The sequence below is a fragment of the Sinanaerobacter chloroacetimidivorans genome (assembly GCF_018128545.1).
GTDB classification, from domain to species: domain Bacteria; phylum Bacillota; class Clostridia; order Peptostreptococcales; family Anaerovoracaceae; genus Sinanaerobacter; species Sinanaerobacter chloroacetimidivorans.
In genome coordinates this window covers 94,649-109,731 of the sequence record NZ_JAGSND010000003.1, presented here as the reverse complement: position 1 = coordinate 109,731, position 15,083 = coordinate 94,649, and the positions used below count along the sequence as shown (strand labels likewise).

General features: G+C 43.9%; 18 protein-coding genes and 1 pseudogene. 4 read left to right on the top strand and 15 right to left on the bottom strand.

Annotated features, from left to right (window positions below; all coding sequences use genetic code 11):
* Positions 1–46: 46 nt before the first annotated feature.
* Positions 47–955 carry a choline kinase family protein gene (locus KCX82_RS05930; RefSeq protein WP_319633334.1) on the bottom strand — a complete coding sequence of 303 codons (909 nt, stop codon included), beginning with the start codon at positions 953–955 and terminating at the stop codon, positions 47–49.
* Positions 956–1,425: 470 nt separating this feature from the next.
* On the opposite strand from KCX82_RS05930, the gene KCX82_RS05925 reads away from it, so the two are divergent.
* From KCX82_RS05925 to KCX82_RS05910, 4 genes are all read left to right on the top strand, one after another.
* Entirely contained in the window at positions 1,426–2,613 is a 1,188-nt protein-coding gene (locus KCX82_RS05925; protein ID WP_227017526.1) for a 1-propanol dehydrogenase PduQ, read from the top strand.
* A 71-nt stretch (positions 2,614–2,684) separates the two neighbouring features.
* Positions 2,685–2,963, top strand: coding sequence for an ethanolamine utilization microcompartment protein EutM (gene eutM / locus KCX82_RS05920; RefSeq protein ID WP_227017525.1), 279 nt, complete (start codon positions 2,685–2,687; stop codon positions 2,961–2,963).
* Positions 2,964–3,339: 376 nt separating this feature from the next.
* Positions 3,340–4,530, top strand: a complete 1,191-nt coding sequence (locus KCX82_RS05915; protein ID WP_227017524.1) for a histidine kinase — start codon at positions 3,340–3,342, stop codon at positions 4,528–4,530.
* Positions 4,531–4,535: 5 nt separating this feature from the next.
* Positions 4,536–5,306 carry a response regulator transcription factor gene (locus KCX82_RS05910; RefSeq protein WP_227017523.1) on the top strand — a complete coding sequence of 257 codons (771 nt, stop codon included), beginning with the start codon at positions 4,536–4,538 and terminating at the stop codon, positions 5,304–5,306.
* Between the two features lie 62 nt (positions 5,307–5,368).
* On the opposite strand, the gene eutM (KCX82_RS05905) is transcribed toward KCX82_RS05910, so the two are convergent.
* The 14 genes and pseudogenes from eutM (KCX82_RS05905) to cutD all read right to left on the bottom strand — a co-directional run bounded on the left by eutM (KCX82_RS05905) (position 5,369) and on the right by cutD (position 15,032).
* Entirely contained in the window at positions 5,369–5,665 is a 297-nt protein-coding gene (eutM, locus tag KCX82_RS05905; RefSeq protein ID WP_227017522.1) for an ethanolamine utilization microcompartment protein EutM, read from the bottom strand.
* Positions 5,666–5,684: 19 nt separating this feature from the next.
* Positions 5,685–6,335: a phosphate propanoyltransferase gene (locus KCX82_RS05900; RefSeq protein WP_227017521.1), complete on the bottom strand. Its 651-nt coding sequence runs from the start codon at positions 6,333–6,335 to the stop codon at positions 5,685–5,687.
* Positions 6,335–7,876: an acetaldehyde dehydrogenase (acetylating) gene (locus tag KCX82_RS05895; protein ID WP_227017520.1), complete on the bottom strand. Its 1,542-nt coding sequence runs from the start codon at positions 7,874–7,876 to the stop codon at positions 6,335–6,337. Before KCX82_RS05895 ends, KCX82_RS05900 begins: the two co-directional genes overlap by 1 nt.
* Positions 7,877–8,286: 410 nt before the next feature.
* Positions 8,287–8,550: pseudogene (locus tag KCX82_RS23335) on the bottom strand (BMC domain-containing protein); the annotation flags it as partial.
* A gap of 30 nt (positions 8,551–8,580) precedes the next feature.
* Positions 8,581–9,213, bottom strand: a complete 633-nt coding sequence (locus tag KCX82_RS05885) for a cupin domain-containing protein (protein WP_227017518.1) — start codon at positions 9,211–9,213, stop codon at positions 8,581–8,583.
* A 60-nt stretch (positions 9,214–9,273) separates the two neighbouring features.
* Positions 9,274–9,822, bottom strand: a complete 549-nt coding sequence (locus KCX82_RS05880; protein WP_227017517.1) for a BMC domain-containing protein — start codon at positions 9,820–9,822, stop codon at positions 9,274–9,276.
* Between the two features lies 1 nt (position 9,823).
* Positions 9,824–11,152 carry a 4Fe-4S dicluster domain-containing protein gene (locus KCX82_RS05875; protein ID WP_227017516.1) on the bottom strand — a complete coding sequence of 443 codons (1,329 nt, stop codon included), beginning with the start codon at positions 11,150–11,152 and terminating at the stop codon, positions 9,824–9,826.
* 14 nt (positions 11,153–11,166) lie between these two features.
* Entirely contained in the window at positions 11,167–11,430 is a 264-nt protein-coding gene (locus KCX82_RS05870) for a EutN/CcmL family microcompartment protein (protein ID WP_227017515.1), read from the bottom strand.
* The gene (locus KCX82_RS05865) at positions 11,424–11,729 is read right to left on the bottom strand and encodes a BMC domain-containing protein (protein WP_227017514.1); all 306 of its coding nucleotides are present in this window, start codon (positions 11,727–11,729) and stop codon (positions 11,424–11,426) included. The genes KCX82_RS05870 and KCX82_RS05865 overlap by 7 nt, the downstream gene beginning before the upstream one ends.
* Positions 11,730–11,743: 14 nt before the next feature.
* The gene (gene eutJ / locus KCX82_RS05860; RefSeq protein WP_227017513.1) at positions 11,744–12,586 is read right to left on the bottom strand and encodes an ethanolamine utilization protein EutJ; all 843 of its coding nucleotides are present in this window, start codon (positions 12,584–12,586) and stop codon (positions 11,744–11,746) included.
* The gene (locus tag KCX82_RS05855) at positions 12,568–13,251 is read right to left on the bottom strand and encodes a hypothetical protein (protein WP_227017512.1); all 684 of its coding nucleotides are present in this window, start codon (positions 13,249–13,251) and stop codon (positions 12,568–12,570) included. Before KCX82_RS05855 ends, eutJ begins: the two co-directional genes overlap by 19 nt.
* Positions 13,248–13,700 (bottom strand): EutP/PduV family microcompartment system protein, encoded by a 453-nt coding sequence (locus KCX82_RS05850; protein WP_227017511.1) that lies wholly within the window; start codon positions 13,698–13,700, stop codon positions 13,248–13,250. Before KCX82_RS05850 ends, KCX82_RS05855 begins: the two co-directional genes overlap by 4 nt.
* Positions 13,697–14,050: a BMC domain-containing protein gene (locus KCX82_RS05845; RefSeq protein WP_227017510.1), complete on the bottom strand. Its 354-nt coding sequence runs from the start codon at positions 14,048–14,050 to the stop codon at positions 13,697–13,699. The genes KCX82_RS05850 and KCX82_RS05845 overlap by 4 nt, the downstream gene beginning before the upstream one ends.
* Before the next feature lie 22 nt (positions 14,051–14,072).
* The gene (gene cutD / locus KCX82_RS05840; RefSeq protein WP_227017509.1) at positions 14,073–15,032 is read right to left on the bottom strand and encodes a choline TMA-lyase-activating enzyme; all 960 of its coding nucleotides are present in this window, start codon (positions 15,030–15,032) and stop codon (positions 14,073–14,075) included.
* Between the last annotated feature and the right edge of the window lie 51 nt (positions 15,033–15,083).

Genomic DNA, 15,083 nt, shown 5'->3' with positions numbered 1-15,083 from the left:
GAGCGAACTATGAAATCTAAGATTCCTATTCGCTCAAATTTATAAATCAGTTCTTTACGATTTCGGCAAGAGAATAATCAGGAGAAGCCTTCATTGCTTTCATGTTTTTTCTAAAGCGTTCATATCTGAGGTTACAGTAATCAAGAAAATCTTCTCCGTTGTAATGTCGGATCAAAGCCCATACTGTCCAAAGGATATCCTGAGCCACCATATAGCATTTGATTTTCAGGATTTCTTCATTGGAAGGCATTTGACCGTAATAGTCTAAAAGAAGATATTCGATTGCCTCTTCGGTTAGTCTGGATTCCAGGACATAGGCAGCCACATCCCAGCTGGGGTCGTTCATTCCCGCATATTCCCAGTCGATCAGATAAGCTCTGCCTTCCCCGTCCACCACAAAGTTTTCCGGTACGGTGTCGTTGTGACAGGGCACCGAAATGGTGTTCCGAATATTTTCATTGACATAATCATATAATTCTTTTTTTAACGCAGCGTAATCAAAGAAAAAGCTGCCGTTAAGCTCTCTTACGATGTCTTCATACTTATTCAATTCCGCCTGCCAATCAAAGATATTAGGGAAATCCTTTGGGCTGGCGTGGGTTTTTTTCATCAGATCCGAAACAGCCCTCAGATTTTTAGGGTTACAGGGATCTGCCAGTGCAATGTTCTTGCTGTTTTTAATATATACACTTATTTTTATACCGCTGAGCTCGTCAAAATAAAAGCACTCGGAATTCAGGCCGAGCTCTGAGGCGATAGAGTTGTTAACCTTTTCAATATTGCGATCAATCATCTGATTGGTCATACCGCCGGGCTGCCGAACAACATATTCGGTACCATGAATATTCATAATGTAGTTGTAGTTGGTCAGACCTCCCGCAAAACGGGATTTGTCGAAGATAATGCTGTCATCATTAAAAATGAGACGCAGTTTTTTCTGTACTAATTCTTCCATTTTCATTAATATTTCACCATACATATTCAGTCTATTGTTTATCAATTAAGAGGATACCCTTTTACATTCATTTTTAATTATATATTATATCATATCCCAAGCATCCGAGATGATTCAATGAACGCTTCCTTGCAGCAATGCTGTATCTCAATTGGCTAGCGTTTATTATATCAAGAATCGTCCCAAGAATCAATGCATTGCTGTGAAGCACCCGCAGAACTCTTACGATTTCATGTTAAAAGTACCTATTATATCACGGTCAGTCTACCATGCCGATACCTTATTTGTAAAGGTGTTTTCCTGCCCCAATCGGAAGATATGGAACATTTACAGCTTTTACATAGTAATTGTTCAAGAAAAATGAATTTGTACAATGTTATGATTTTAACAAACTACAATAGTACTACAACCATATGGCGAATCTTCAATAATCGGGATGTATTGTATGTTATCATAAATTATCAGCAAAAATGATAAAAATAATACCCCATAGCGGTGTAGAATGGGAGGTAAGGATCATAGAAGATAAATTCAGACTAAAATCAAAAGTTTATTTTAATAATCAATCATTACAGCTTTTAAAACAGATTACCGGCTCCCGGGCGTTTATTGTCTCGGATTCCATTATGGACAAGCTGGGATATCTTCAAAAATCGATAGATTACCTAAGTGAAGCGGGAATCAGCTCCGTCGTTTTTTCAGAGGTAAAGCCCGACCCCGATGTAAAGGTAGTTGCGAATGGTATGAAGATGTACCAGGAAAGCGGTGCTGATGTCCTGATTGCTTTAGGAGGAGGCTCCGCCATTGATACCGCAAAAGGAATCCTCTATTTTGCATGGAAGTTGGAGTGTGAAGCCGGCCGGGAAGTAAAAAGGCCGCTGTTTATCGCAATCCCTTCCACCAGCGGAACAGGTTCGGAAGTAACGGACTTTTCCGTTATTACCTCGGAGGAAGGCAAAGTTTGCATTGTCGATGAGTTCATCTCACCGGATATTGCCATACTTGATTCTACCTGTATTCAACATGTTCCCCAGCGGGTTGTGGCGGACACGGGTATTGATGTTTTGGTTCACGCTATCGAAGCCTATGTTTCCACAAAGGCGACCGATTTCACCGATGCTCTGGCAGAAAAAGCAATCAAGCTGATCTTTGAAAATCTTGAAACGATTTACAAAGATGTAAAAGATTCAGATGCCAGAGATCGTGTTCAAAACGCCTCCTGTATGGCTGGAATGGCATTTACCAATGCGAATCTTGGTATCAATCACAGTTTAGCCCATGCCCTGGGCGGAACGTTCCATATCCCCCATGGCCGTTCCAATGCCATCCTGCTCAATGGAGTGATGGAGTATAACGCCGAGTTGAGGGGAAGTGCCAGCGGCTATGCTGCTGAAAGATATGCAAAGCTGGCAGCGGTACTGCAGCTTCCGGCCCGAACAAGCCGTGAGGGAGCTGCTAACTTTATACAGGCTGTAGCCAGATTAAAAAAGGTACTGGGCATTGAAGACAATATTCGGTCTCTGGGGGTTGACCAGGCCGCATTCGAAGGCGCACTGGAGCAAATGGCCGAAGCCGCAATGGCGGATCGGTGCACCCCGACAAACCCAAGACAGCCTTCCAAGGAAGATCTGATTTGTATTTATCAGAAGTGTTATTGACAGATAGCTGATAGAGAAGCTATCTCAACCAATGTGGAATAAAACTGCAGAGATATTATAGGAGGAAAAAAATGAAATTTGAAGCTTTAGGTATGATTGAAACAAAAGGTTTAGTTGGTTCAATTGAAGCAGCAGACGCTATGGTCAAAGCTGCAAATGTTACTTTAGTTGGAAAAGAACATGTTGGCGGCGGACTTGTTACCGTTATGGTCAGAGGTGACGTAGGTGCTGTTAAGGCTGCCACAGATGCCGGAGCTGCTGCTGCTCAGCGTGTTGGCGAGCTGGTATCCGTTCACGTAATTCCTCGTCCCCACAACGATGTGGAATCCATTCTTCCGGTTGCAAAATAATGCATACATATAAAATCCTACTTACAGCCTCGTTTAGTGAAAATCTGAACGGGGCTTTTTCTTCAAAGCAGGTTTACTAAAAATCATTCATATGCGGTATGAATTTAAAATTCATAAAGCCGCTGCATCATGTAAAAACTATAATGGAAAAAGACGCCCAAATGATCAGACAAAATTCTCAGAAACCATCTGAGAAATGCCTGGAAACCAACAAAGATTTGACAACATGAGACAGGTTGTTTACATTTGTTCCATTATATATTACAATAATAAATGAAGTCTTTTTCCAAAGAAAATCGGATTTTATCCCCGATATAATTTTCAATAATTATTTCTTTTTGATTATAGATTGCATACCGCAAAAGGTAACGAAAACATGAATAAAACCGAGAATCCATTAAAAAAATTAATAGACTCCAATATCTATACCCGCTACAGTGGGATCTTATCTTTGTCGGATATCTCTCTGTTTCTGGTAGATACCGATGGTGAAATTCTGCTTGAGTTTATTCCTTCCCCTGATTTTTGCACCCATGTATGCCAGGAAAGAGGCGGCCAGATATGCCAGGATTATAGATGCAGATTTAAGGCCGGCGAAGAAGGCAGCTTTGTCTGCCGTCATGGTCTTGAAAATATCCTTTTCCCGATCAATGTCCAGGATGAAACTGTAGGCTATATTGCCGGTATGCAGGTATATTTGCAGGATACCGAATATCAAAAATATATGATCGATGTTCAGTCTTTGAAAAACGACAAAAGCCCGGAATTGGAGTTCATTGCCAAATCTATTTCCTCTCTCAAAACTGTAGAAACAAATAAAATTAAAGTTCATGAACAGCTTTGTGCTCATATAGCCAAGAATATCTCCCTTGACCTGTCGGAAATTGTCAGCCACGCGGACCCCGACGTAGCAAGGTTGTCTATTGAAAAGGAAATACTGGAGAAAAAGATCATCGATCTGGAAGCAAAAAATATGTCTCTGGTGATCAATCCGCATTTCTTGTTCAACACCTTGAACTGTATCGCCCGTATCGCATATTTTGAACATTCCCATACAACGGAGGAGCTGATTTACTGCCTCTCGGATTTGCTGAGGTATAATTTAAAGCAGGATGACCAGCTTCACACGATTGGTTCTGAGATCGATAATATTGAAAAATATCTGCATATCCAAAAGGTCCGGTTTAAAAACCGTCTGGAATATGAAATCGATGTACCTGACAATATCAAAACATATCGAATCCCCAACATGGTGATTCAGCCCATTGTTGAAAATGCTCTTATTCACGGTATTACGCCAAAACGAGACGGCGGAAAGATCAGTATTTTCGCCGAAAAATATAATAATGAAATTGTCATATCCATCATGGATAATGGAAACGGTTTTCCAAAGGATGTTTTGGAGAATATAAAGCATTCTGAAAATAAATCGGGTTTGGGGTTTCGAAGTACGGACAAACGGCTGAAACAATATTACGGAGAACAATACGGATTGGAAATCGTAAAGTCTGATTACAGCGGGAGCACCGTGACGATTACGATACCCACCCAGCCTATCGGGAGGTGACAGCAATGAGTGTAGTCTTGATTGTAGAAGATGAATTGCTTGAGCAGGAGTTCCTGAGATCCGTTGTGCTTGATGAACTTACTCCTGAGGATACGCTGCTGACCTGTGAGAGCGGAGATCAGGCCGTTAAACTGGCAAAACAGCATCGGCCCAACATTATCATAATGGATGTGTTAATCCCTGAAATGGACGGTTTGAACGCAATACAGGAAATCAGAAAATTCCTTCCCAGTGCGTGCATTACCGTTTTATTTGCTTATTCGGATTTTTCCTATGCACAGAAAGCGATTAGCAACCGGGTCTTCGAGTATCTGCTGAAACCTGTCAAACCTACTGATTTCAAACAGATTTTCCGCAGAATGTTGAGTACCGTATCCGATAGTTCCGCAGCAATAGAGGAACTGCCTGAAATAAAAAGTGACGAGCCAAAGGATGAACGGCAGTATTTTATTGAAGAGGCCGTTAAATACATCAAGGAGCATTTCAGAGAACGATTGACTTTGGAAATGGTGGCATCAAAGGTATTTGTAAATCCCAAATATTTCAGCCATGTTTTCAAAAAAGAGATGGGTGTCGCTTTTACGGAGTATGTGATCAATCTAAAGATCCAATATGCCTGCAGACTGCTGGAGACAACCAATTATCCGGCCTACCGCATTTCCATCGAGTGCGGCTTTTCGGATCCCTCTTATTTTAACAGAGTATTCTGTGCACAGATGAACATGACTCCTCAATCCTACCGAAAATTTGCATGCTCGCCTAAACCGAACAATTAGTAATATTGATAAAAAATAAGAGGGCAGATTCTCAATCTGTCCTCTTATTTTATGAGTATTACTTATTTTACATCTTTTCCGGCATTTCCTGCTGGAAGAATGCTTTCAACTTCTGCGTGTGGTCTTGGAATTACATGTACGGAAACCAGTTCGCCAACTCTTTGAGCAGCTGCAGCACCGGCATCGGTAGCAGCCTTAACAGCACCTACGTCACCTCTGACCATTACTGTTACAAGTCCTCCGCCAACGTGTTCTTTACCTACAAGGTATACGTTTGCAGCCTTAACCATTGCGTCTGCGGCTTCGATTGATCCAACTAAACCTTTGGTTTCGATCATTCCTAATGCATCATATTTCATTTTTCAATCCTCCTATAAATCACTTCATTATTTTAATTTTTGATAACGAATTCACATTCATTGCATTTGCTTCTTCCGTATCAATATGACATTCGAGAGCAGATGCATCATTTGCTCTAACAGCTACATTGCTGTAAATACCGCCTCTGGGTCCATCCACCTGAATGGACACGATTTGCCCGTCATGGACTCCGAGTCGCTGTGCATCCTGAGGTGTCATGTGAATATGTCTTTGCGCAACGATCAGGCCTTCTGCTGTCTGAACGGATCCCTTCGGACCGATAATTGTGATCCCCGGTGTTCCCTGCAAATCACCCGACAGTCTTGCCGGTGATTTGACGCCAAGCTTGAAGCAGTCTCCTGCCAATATTTCCACCTGGGTCTTTCCGCGTACCGGACCAAGAATCCGGACCTTTTCTATGGCTCCATTGGAGCCGCATATGGTTACTGTCTCTTTGCAGGCATACTGCCCTGGCTGAGATAAGTCTTTTATTTTTGTCATCTGGTATCCTTCCCCAAACAAGATGTCCATATCTGCCTGGGAAAGGTGAAGGTGTCGATTGGAGACCCCTACCGGTATTTCAGAGGAATCCGCATTTCCTTCTGCCTGTGCCATATTTGCTTGAACAGCCTCCAGCAAAAGTTTCAACACGCTTTCATACTTATCCATTAATTCTGTCCTCCCTTCATCGCATCGATCAACCCGTTGATCAGCTTCAACAGCTGTTCATTGTCGGCAGAGCCGCTCTTGGATGCATATGAAGGAGTGCTTTCATAACTGTTTCCGGTACAATTGACAGGTGCGCAACCGCATGATAGTTCAGGATAATTGAAAGTCGGATCATTGGAAGCCAGTGTACTGCAGTCCTTTATGCCATAAGCAACTCTCTTGATATTAATTAAATGCATCGGACTGACGTTTTCTGAAACCGAGCTTCCTCCCCATGTTCCGCATCCTAATGTAAATGATGGTAAAAGTCCGGTGCTTGCGCCGACTGCTCCCTGAGTACTGCCCGTATTTACTAAAATACGTGCTGCCGGTTTCTTTGCAAACTTCATCACCATATCGTGATCTTCCGTATGTATGCTCATACTGTGTCCAATACCGTTCTGAAGCAGCTTGATGCAGAGTTCACACGCTTCGTGCCAATCTTTTACGGTATAAAAAGCCAATACTGATGTCAGTTTTTCGTAGGAAAGCGGATACTCAGGTCCAACGCCCTGCTGTTCTCCTATGAGAACCCTGGTTCCTTCCGGAACGGAAAAACCTGCAGCGCTTGCAATAACCTGGGGCGATCTGCCCACAAACTTCGCGTTCATGGCATGACCGTTCTTAAAGAGCAAGGAGCAAACCTTCGCTGTTTCTTCCGCACTCATAAAGTAACCGCCCTGCATCTTGAATTCAGCCACCACCTGATCCCGGTTGCATTCCTCAACAATGACAGACTGCTCAGATGCACAAATGGTACCGTAGTCAAAGGTTTTGCTGGCTAAAATATTGGAGACCGCCTGGTGAACCTTTGCAGTTCTCTCAATGTAAGCCGGGCAATTTCCGGCACCGACACCCAAAGCAGGTTTACCGGCACTGTAGGAGGCCTTCACCATTCCAGGGCCGCCTGTTGCAATGATCATTTTCACCTCTTTGCTGTCCATTAACGCGTTTGTAGCGTCCAGGGTCGGCATTGAAATGCAGCTGATGATGTTTGCAGGTGCGCCTGCTGCTACTGCAGCCTCGTGCATGAGTCTTGCTGCACTCATGGTGCATTTTGAAGCAGAGGGATGCGGTGAAAATACAATTGCATTACGTGATTTAATTGCAATCATTGATTTAAAAATTGTAGTGGATGTGGGATTTGTAGAAGGAACGATACCCATTACCAGTCCAACTGGTTCGGCAATATCAATTACCTTAGAATCTGCGTCTTCATGAATCACTCCAATCGTTTTCATATCCTTGATCGCATCGTATAAAATAGCAGAAGCCAAATGGTTTTTATAAGTCTTATCTTCAACTTTACCAAATCCGGTTTCTTCTACAGCCATCTTTGCCAGACTGACTGCATTTTCTTTTGCCGCCTTCACCATATTGCATAGAATTCGATTGATTTTTTCTTCTGAAAAATCTGCAATCTGTTCAGCGGCCACTTTACCCATCCGTGCAAGATTTCTTGCCTCTTGAACGGAGCGTAAATCTAAATCATAATTCTCCAAGTCGTGATTCCTCCTCTCTCTTTTCCTTGTCATAGTCCTATGGTAGTTGCAGTTACTTCGTTATAACCCGAGGCGGCGGACATCTTTTCGCCTCGTTATTTCTGACCGTAATAGCTTGTAAACTCTGTGATCAGCATCTGCTTGTCTGCCTTCGAAATCAGTCTTCCTGCGATGCCAAAGTCTTTATATTCACGAGCCAGGTTTCGAAGTTTTACTACTTTAAGCTTTCTTAATTCCGCAATTACTTTTTCCAAGCCGTATTCAAGTACGATCTTGTCGACAGCTTCCTTGTGCAGCTCATCTAAAATCTCAACTGTATCTGTCTGAGGTTCAGCCGGAATCACATCTGTGTTGTTCTCTTGTTCAACCGGAGTTTCTGCGGGATCTTCTTTCAGAGGTGTAGCTGCTACAATCACGTCATCCAATTCCTGATGCGGACGCGGAATGACATGCTGCGACATCAGCAAGGTGCTATTTAATTGTCTCACTGCTGCCCCTCCGGCTTCCACGGCTGCTTTTACAGCGGCCACATCACCGGTAACAGCAATCGAAACAAGTCCCCCACCTACGTGAGTTTTTTCCAAGAGACTGACCTCTGCTGCCTTGAGCATTGCATCAGCACTCTCAATGGCTGCAACGAGACCTCTTGTTTCGATTAAGCCAAGTGCCTGCATTTTTTAACCTCCTTAACTTGGTCAAGCCTTCTAATAGGTAGCATAGAATGCTTTCATCTTATTCGGTGAACCAAAGGTTACTTTGGCTCCCTTCGGGAAGAATACGGAATCACCCGGATTCGCTGTATAAACCTTGCCGCCTACCGATACTGTCAGTGTACCTTCTACGATATGGTAAAGTTCCTGGCAGGCACACTCCCATTCAAAGTTGCAGCTTTCAATTGTAATAAAGCCTGCATTCATGGAGCAGCCGTCATCAGCGTTGATAATTTCCTGATAAAATACTTTATCTGCGGGATTTCCCGTATCAAGTACTTCATACTTTACTGAGTTTCCTCGAACTACCTTCAAGCCGCAGCTGTCACATTCCGCAACATAGGGCTTATCAGAAGCAGAATCAAACATTCCTTGCAGAAGACCCTTTTCCAGCATGGTCTTCAGTACATTATAAATCATGTCGCTGTCGATCCCGCCTTCACAGGACTTTGCAGCTTCTGTAACATTTTCGCAGCAGCCTTGGGATGCGGCGGAAAATTCTATACCAAGAGCTTTCGCTACATCTTTTGCTGATGGAGTAATGATTGTATCGTTATCGATAGGAAACACCTTCTTTCCCTGCTTTTCCAAAGCTTCAACATCTTTCGCACAAACCAATTTCTTCATGCCTTCACCTCCTTTCAATTTAAACAGTTTTATTGTAAATCCTATAAATATTAGAATAGATTAAAACAAACTTGGTATCAGTCTGTCTGAAGGAGATGGAATCACTTCCGCATTTACCAACAGACCTTTCTCCTCAGCTATGGCCTTTCCGGCCTCCACACCGGTTTCCACCGCCGCCACATCACCGGTAAAGGTGAAGAAGGCTTTGCCGCCCAATCCGTTTCCCAATCGGAGCTCAAGGGGCTGCAAATCTGCAGCTTTCAGAATCGCATCGGCAGCGATGATCATGGTGGCCAGTGAGAAGGACTCCATAATGCCTAATGCCTGGATTCTATCCGGCATGGTAGCACCTGTAATTGCCGGAAATACTGCTGAATTCACATTCGGTATGACGATTGAGTCAACGAAATATTCTTCCGCCAAACGTTCCCCGATGCTTACGGAGTCCTGGACTGCCGCCACATCGCCGTGAACGATGGCAATGAATTTGCCGGGACAAACCGAGGAAGCGGTTACGATCTCTACATCTGAAATTTTCACCATCTGATCTGCCGCATAGATTCCACGTGCAATACTTACAAACTCAACCATTCCTATTGCTTTCGACATCTCAGTCCCTCCTTATCGTTACAAAACCATTTCCGCATTCCACAACGGTTCCTGCTATGCTGGCATGTATTGCAGCGCCTAAACTGTTTTCTGGAATCTTTCCGATTAACTGGCCGGCCTGTACATGATCGCCCACGGAAACCACCGGAACAGCAGGTGCTCCAACATGCTGACTTGTTGCAATGGATACCTGTTCGGAGTTCAATCCAATCTCTGTCATGGGAGCCGGTTTATCAAAATCTCTCAAGCCAAGCCTTGCTACCAGACGCTTGCTTGGAAGGAGCCGGTGTTCCCTGCTTTTTCGAGGGGAATACTCCTTCTGTACCGGCTGATAACGGAGATTTTGCTCCATTAATTTTTGCTTTATATACTGGTTTGCAGCCTTTGGATAGAGACCTGCAGGACATGAAAACAGTTCACAAAGATTGCACTGGCAGCACAGGTAGGAGATCTTCTGTTCTTCCGTGTCCGCTAAAGTATAATTTAATGTTCTCATCATTTTGTGAGGCTGCATATTATGGCCCAGCAGATAACGGGGACACAGGTCGGTGCACATACGGCACTGCTCACAGGAGGCTCTGTTGATTCTTTTTGTCTGATCCATTTTCATTGATTTCTTCCGAATCAGATAATGCTGCTTCTTTAATATCACAAAGCCCTTATTTTTCTTGGTTACATAACCATCTAAACTGCTCATGACAGGACCCATCATCGGGCCGCCGTCAATGACTGTATAATCGTCAAAATTTTCTATGCCCGAGAGCTTTAAAACATCTATAACAGGAGTTCCCACCGGAACCTTTATGGTAAGGCGGTTTGGAATATCTCCCGCAACGGTAATATATTTCTCTGTAACAGCCTTGCCCAGTGATGCATTGTAAATATTCAGAGCTGTCTCGGAATTTACCACGACACACCCGACCTGGATGGGGATACCTGCTTCGGGTACCACTCTGCCCGTCAGCTCATAAACCAGAACCTGTTCGTCCCCTGCCGGATACATGTCGGCGAGTTCTTTTACTTCCACGTAATCACCCAGCTGCAAGGCAGAAATCCGTTCCCTCAGCGTGGAAACCACTTCTTTATGCTTGCCTTTTATTCCGATGATCGCTTTCTTTGCCTCCACCAGCCTTCCTGCTTCCGCAAATCCTTTTATGATTTCGTCGGGGAACAGGATCATTAACTGCTGGTCTACTCTAAGCAAAGGTTCACACTCGGCTCCGTTCATGAGAATATATTCTGCCTTGGATGCCAGTTTCGCATGAGTAGGAAAGCCTGCGCCGCCTGCTCCGATAATGCCGGCATCTTTTACCAAATCAAGAAGACTCATATGTACCTCCATCATTATCCAAAGTTGCAGTCTTCATCTATAATTCCTACGACAACTGCATCAACCGGAATATTGTCGTCGCCAAGCATACGGCGGGCAGAGGAGCCTGTGCAGACGATCACTCTGTCTCCAATGCCGGCACTGATATTATCCACAACAATCAAACGCTGTCCTTCACCGGTGCCGCCGATCACTTCCGCAAGCATGAATTTGAATCCATTCAGTGATTCTGCTTTTCTTGTTGCCCATACATTATCAATCAGTCTCGCTGTTAGCATAAATAATTCCCTTCTTCCAACTTGTGTTTGATCTCCTGAATTGCGGCTTCAACAGATGCGGTATCGCCGAAGATCGCTATCAAAATCATGTTCTGCGGGCAACTGCCTCTCACATCTTCAACGGTTACCCCCACTGCCTTTTCGGCAATATCTGCTGCGCAAATCATTTCGATCATTCTTCCCTGTACAAGGCCAACTGCTGCAACGCTTGTCAATTCCGTATTTGCCCCCGGCCCCATACGCCTTTTCAGAATATCCAAAGTACCGGCTGAAGGAGATTTAATAATTCGAAACTCCATTCAAATCCCTCCCTCTATAAGCTTTCCTGGGTGCATCCGAGTGCGATGCCCAAAGGTGTTACAAACATCGGGTTCTGCGGCTTATGAGTATAAACTCCCGTCTGCTTTTCAATGATTGTTTCTATGCCTGTAAGACAGCAGGTTCCGCCAACCAGAGAGATCTCCTGCACATCAAAGTCCTTGATATGCTGCTTGATGATAGCGGCCACTTTTTCGATTACCGGTTTTACGACAGGTAATAGTTCCCTATGATTCTGTTCATTCCGTTTGTAGACATCCGCCTCGTCAAAAGGAATCTTGTAAGCCCCTGAAATAACCAGGGAGAAATGGGTACCGCCGGTTGGTTCATCTGCAACGTAGATCACTTTTCCATCCTTTAAAACGGATATCCCGGTAGTTCCTCCGCCGATATCCACAACGGCGCCGTTTTGGATTTTTAAAACCTCATTGGCTGCCGTAGGCTCGTCAAGGACATTGGTGAGTTCGAATCCTGCGGCAGTTACAACATTTTTGATTGCTCCCGAGTCTAATGCATCCGTGCCGGGCGGAATTGCAGCAGCGGCGTAAATCAGTTCTTCGCCTAATTTTTCCTCCAGCTGACGCTTCATCTCTCTTACAATCTGTATGGCACCCAGATAATCGACCACCATGCCGTCTCTGACAACATCCGCATACCGGTACGCTCCAGCCACCGGCTTACGGTTTTCATCCAAAACGGCCAGTACGACACATGCCGTTCCAAGGTCGACACCGGTATAATACACCGATGATTTGCTTTTTATTGGGTTTTCTATCACTTCTTCAAATTCCCGGACCAGTTGGTCGCAGTATTGGAAGGTTAACAATTTCTCTGACATTTTTCTCCTCCGGCAGCCATACAGATCAGCTGTGACAAGGTATTGATGATCTGATTCACCTTGCCGATCACTTCTTCACGCTGCGTATTCTCTCCATCCCAGTTTTCAAAGAACTCTATGAAATCCAGCTCCATTTCCCTCAGTGCACAGCGCAGTCTATGTAAACCTATCAATTCCTTGCCTTTGCCGAGCTGAATGTGAAATTCTGTGATTTCAAAGCAATCATCCAAACTCTCTGAAAAATTATCCTGATTGATTACTGTACAGTTTTGACAGATGAGCTGGTCAGATACGTTTTTGCCATCCATCACTAACTTTATGTCAGCAAAGCATTTTTTCAATGCAATCAATTTCTGTGCCAGAAGAACATCCCTGTCCAAAAGATCTTCAACAGCTGCCAGGAACATGGCTTCCATAGACTTTATCCTGCATAGGAGCCTCTTGTCACATAGTTCCTTTTTTCTCTCCGAATCGGGGGAAGCCTGCTTTTCTTTTTCTGTACTTTTGCTTTTCCATGAAACATCATCATCAAACATGTTGATTCCCCGATCTGCTAAAAACTGCCGCGCTCCTGGTGTGATTCTTGTTCCCGGTTCGATCACATATTCGGTAAAAGGTTCTTTTTTATATGAATCCCGTAAATCATCTTCGGTAATAAATTTCATTTCGATCCCCCTTTACTTTTCAATAAATACTCTTTTAGAGCTTCGATGCCCGTTCCCTCCGGAACATTGATCTTAAAATATGGTTCTGCAACTCCAAGCTTCTTAAGCTGGCGAATGGATATCTCTTCATTTTTCTCCATTAAGTCGCACTTCGTTATCACACCTATGACAGGACATCGAAACGCTTTTGCGAACCCGGGAGAATATACATCGTTATTTTTCGATTGATCTACCAGGAGTAAAACATGGGATGCGTCCTGAGCAGCCGCAATCAAATGTTTATACATCCAGGCATTTTCTATGTAAGAACCTGGTACATCTATGGTATTCTCTCCATAAATCAGGTTTTGTGTTTTTCTTAAGGGACCATCGTAGCCGTTCAGGGCATTCACCAAAGTGGTTTTGCCGCAGCCGGTTGGTCCAATCACCATAATTCTCTTTTTTCTCATGTCTTTGTAATAGGGGTTGTCTCAAAGCCCAGCATATTTTTCAAAGTTTCGTTTACGGCTGTCAATGCAGTCTCAACGCTTTGAACATCCCCTGTGATCACTACGGATCCTGTAAAACGATCCAGGAAACCAATTTCAACATTCGCTTCCTTGGTTGCAATATCCGCTGCTATAATCGAGGTTTCATATGGAGTCAAAGTCAGTATTCCGATTGCTCCTTGGTCATCGATCCCCAAACGCTCATAGATGTCCGGCATCGGTGATGCAATGACATGAGCAATTGTGACCTGTTTTCCAGGCACCGATTCCTGTATGATTCGTTCTATTCCCTTTTCACCAAATGCTCCCACGAGTTTCCCTCACAATCCAATACTAATGATTCATTACCGTTACCGGCAGATCGTACTCTTTTATCCAACTTTCGATTTTGTTCATGTCCTCACTGCTGAGTGACGGGTCGGGGGTTCCCTCCAACGGGTATTCCTTCCCTAACTGTTTGTATTTATTAACGCCGAATTTATGATAGGGAAGTAAATCGATCCCTTTAAAGTTTTTATATTCTCTGTATGGCAGCAGGAACCGAATCACTCCTTCGATGTCCTTCTGGCCGTCATTCAGCCCTTTCAGAATCGGCATTCTGATTTTCACGTTATATCTGCGATGCAATAGCTCTTTCAGATTCTTTAAAATTTGCTCGTTACGCACTCCTGTCAGTTCATAGTGCTTTTCCGAATCAATGTGTTTAATATCAAATAAGAACAGATCGGTAAACTCGGCTATCTGCAGCAAGGATTCCAGCTTCGCATAACCGGAGGTTTCAACTGCGGTATTAATTCCGTCCTGCTTGCATGCCATCAGCAAGTTTGCTACAGCGTCGGGCTGCATCAATGGGTCTCCGCCGCCTACCGTTACGCCTCCTCCGGAAAGCTGATAAAACATTCTGTCTTCTTCGATGATTTCCAACAGCTCTGAAATGGTTTTCATATCACCGGAAATGGATAATGCAGACTCAGGGCAGACTTCTTCGCATTTTCTGCAACCGATGCATTCAATGCAGCGATTGATCTCATGCTGCGAATTCTCCTTCGAAATCCTATGGATTCCAACCGGGCAAACAGAAACGCAGGCGCCGCAATCGACACACGAGTTTCTCTTGTACATGATCTGATACTTTCGTTCCAGATTTTCGGGATTTGAGCACCACTTACAACGCAAAGGGCAGCCTTTAAAGAACACCAGCGTTCTTACTCCCGGGCCATCGTACATATTGTATTTCTGAACATTGGCAATCAATGCTTTTCTTTCAATCATACCTGTCTTTGTATTGTTCATACTGTCAAATCTCCCGTTTGTTCTCTATTGGAATTGATAAGTAATGGAACT

Bases quoted from the DNA above. Each gene is read 5' to 3' on its own strand.
- KCX82_RS05875 (WP_227017516.1), bottom strand. From the start codon at position 11,152: ATGAGTCTTCTTGATTTGGTAAAAGATGCCGGCATTATCGGAGCAGGC.
- KCX82_RS05850 (WP_227017511.1), bottom strand. From the start codon at position 13,700: ATGAGAAAAAAGAGAATTATGGTGATTGGACCAACCGGCTGCGGCAAA.
- eutM (WP_227017525.1), top strand. From the start codon at position 2,685: ATGAAATTTGAAGCTTTAGGTATGATTGAAACAAAAGGTTTAGTTGGT.
- KCX82_RS05880 (WP_227017517.1), bottom strand. From the start codon at position 9,822: ATGTCGAAAGCAATAGGAATGGTTGAGTTTGTAAGTATTGCACGTGGA.
- KCX82_RS05855 (WP_227017512.1), bottom strand. From the start codon at position 13,251: ATGAAATTTATTACCGAAGATGATTTACGGGATTCATATAAAAAAGAA.
- cutD (WP_227017509.1), bottom strand. From the start codon at position 15,032: ATGAACAATACAAAGACAGGTATGATTGAAAGAAAAGCATTGATTGCC.
- KCX82_RS05930 (WP_319633334.1), bottom strand. From the start codon at position 955: ATGGAAGAATTAGTACAGAAAAAACTGCGTCTCATTTTTAATGATGAC.
- KCX82_RS05900 (WP_227017521.1), bottom strand. From the start codon at position 6,335: ATGGATAAGTATGAAAGCGTGTTGAAACTTTTGCTGGAGGCTGTTCAA.
- KCX82_RS05865 (WP_227017514.1), bottom strand. From the start codon at position 11,729: ATGGAGTTTCGAATTATTAAATCTCCTTCAGCCGGTACTTTGGATATT.
- eutJ (WP_227017513.1), bottom strand. From the start codon at position 12,586: ATGTCAGAGAAATTGTTAACCTTCCAATACTGCGACCAACTGGTCCGG.
- KCX82_RS05870 (WP_227017515.1), bottom strand. From the start codon at position 11,430: ATGCTAACAGCGAGACTGATTGATAATGTATGGGCAACAAGAAAAGCA.
- KCX82_RS05915 (WP_227017524.1), top strand. From the start codon at position 3,340: ATGAATAAAACCGAGAATCCATTAAAAAAATTAATAGACTCCAATATC.
- KCX82_RS05925 (WP_227017526.1), top strand. From the start codon at position 1,426: ATGATAAAAATAATACCCCATAGCGGTGTAGAATGGGAGGTAAGGATC.
- KCX82_RS05910 (WP_227017523.1), top strand. From the start codon at position 4,536: ATGAGTGTAGTCTTGATTGTAGAAGATGAATTGCTTGAGCAGGAGTTC.
- eutM (WP_227017522.1), bottom strand. From the start codon at position 5,665: ATGAAATATGATGCATTAGGAATGATCGAAACCAAAGGTTTAGTTGGA.
- KCX82_RS05885 (WP_227017518.1), bottom strand. From the start codon at position 9,213: ATGAAGAAATTGGTTTGTGCGAAAGATGTTGAAGCTTTGGAAAAGCAG.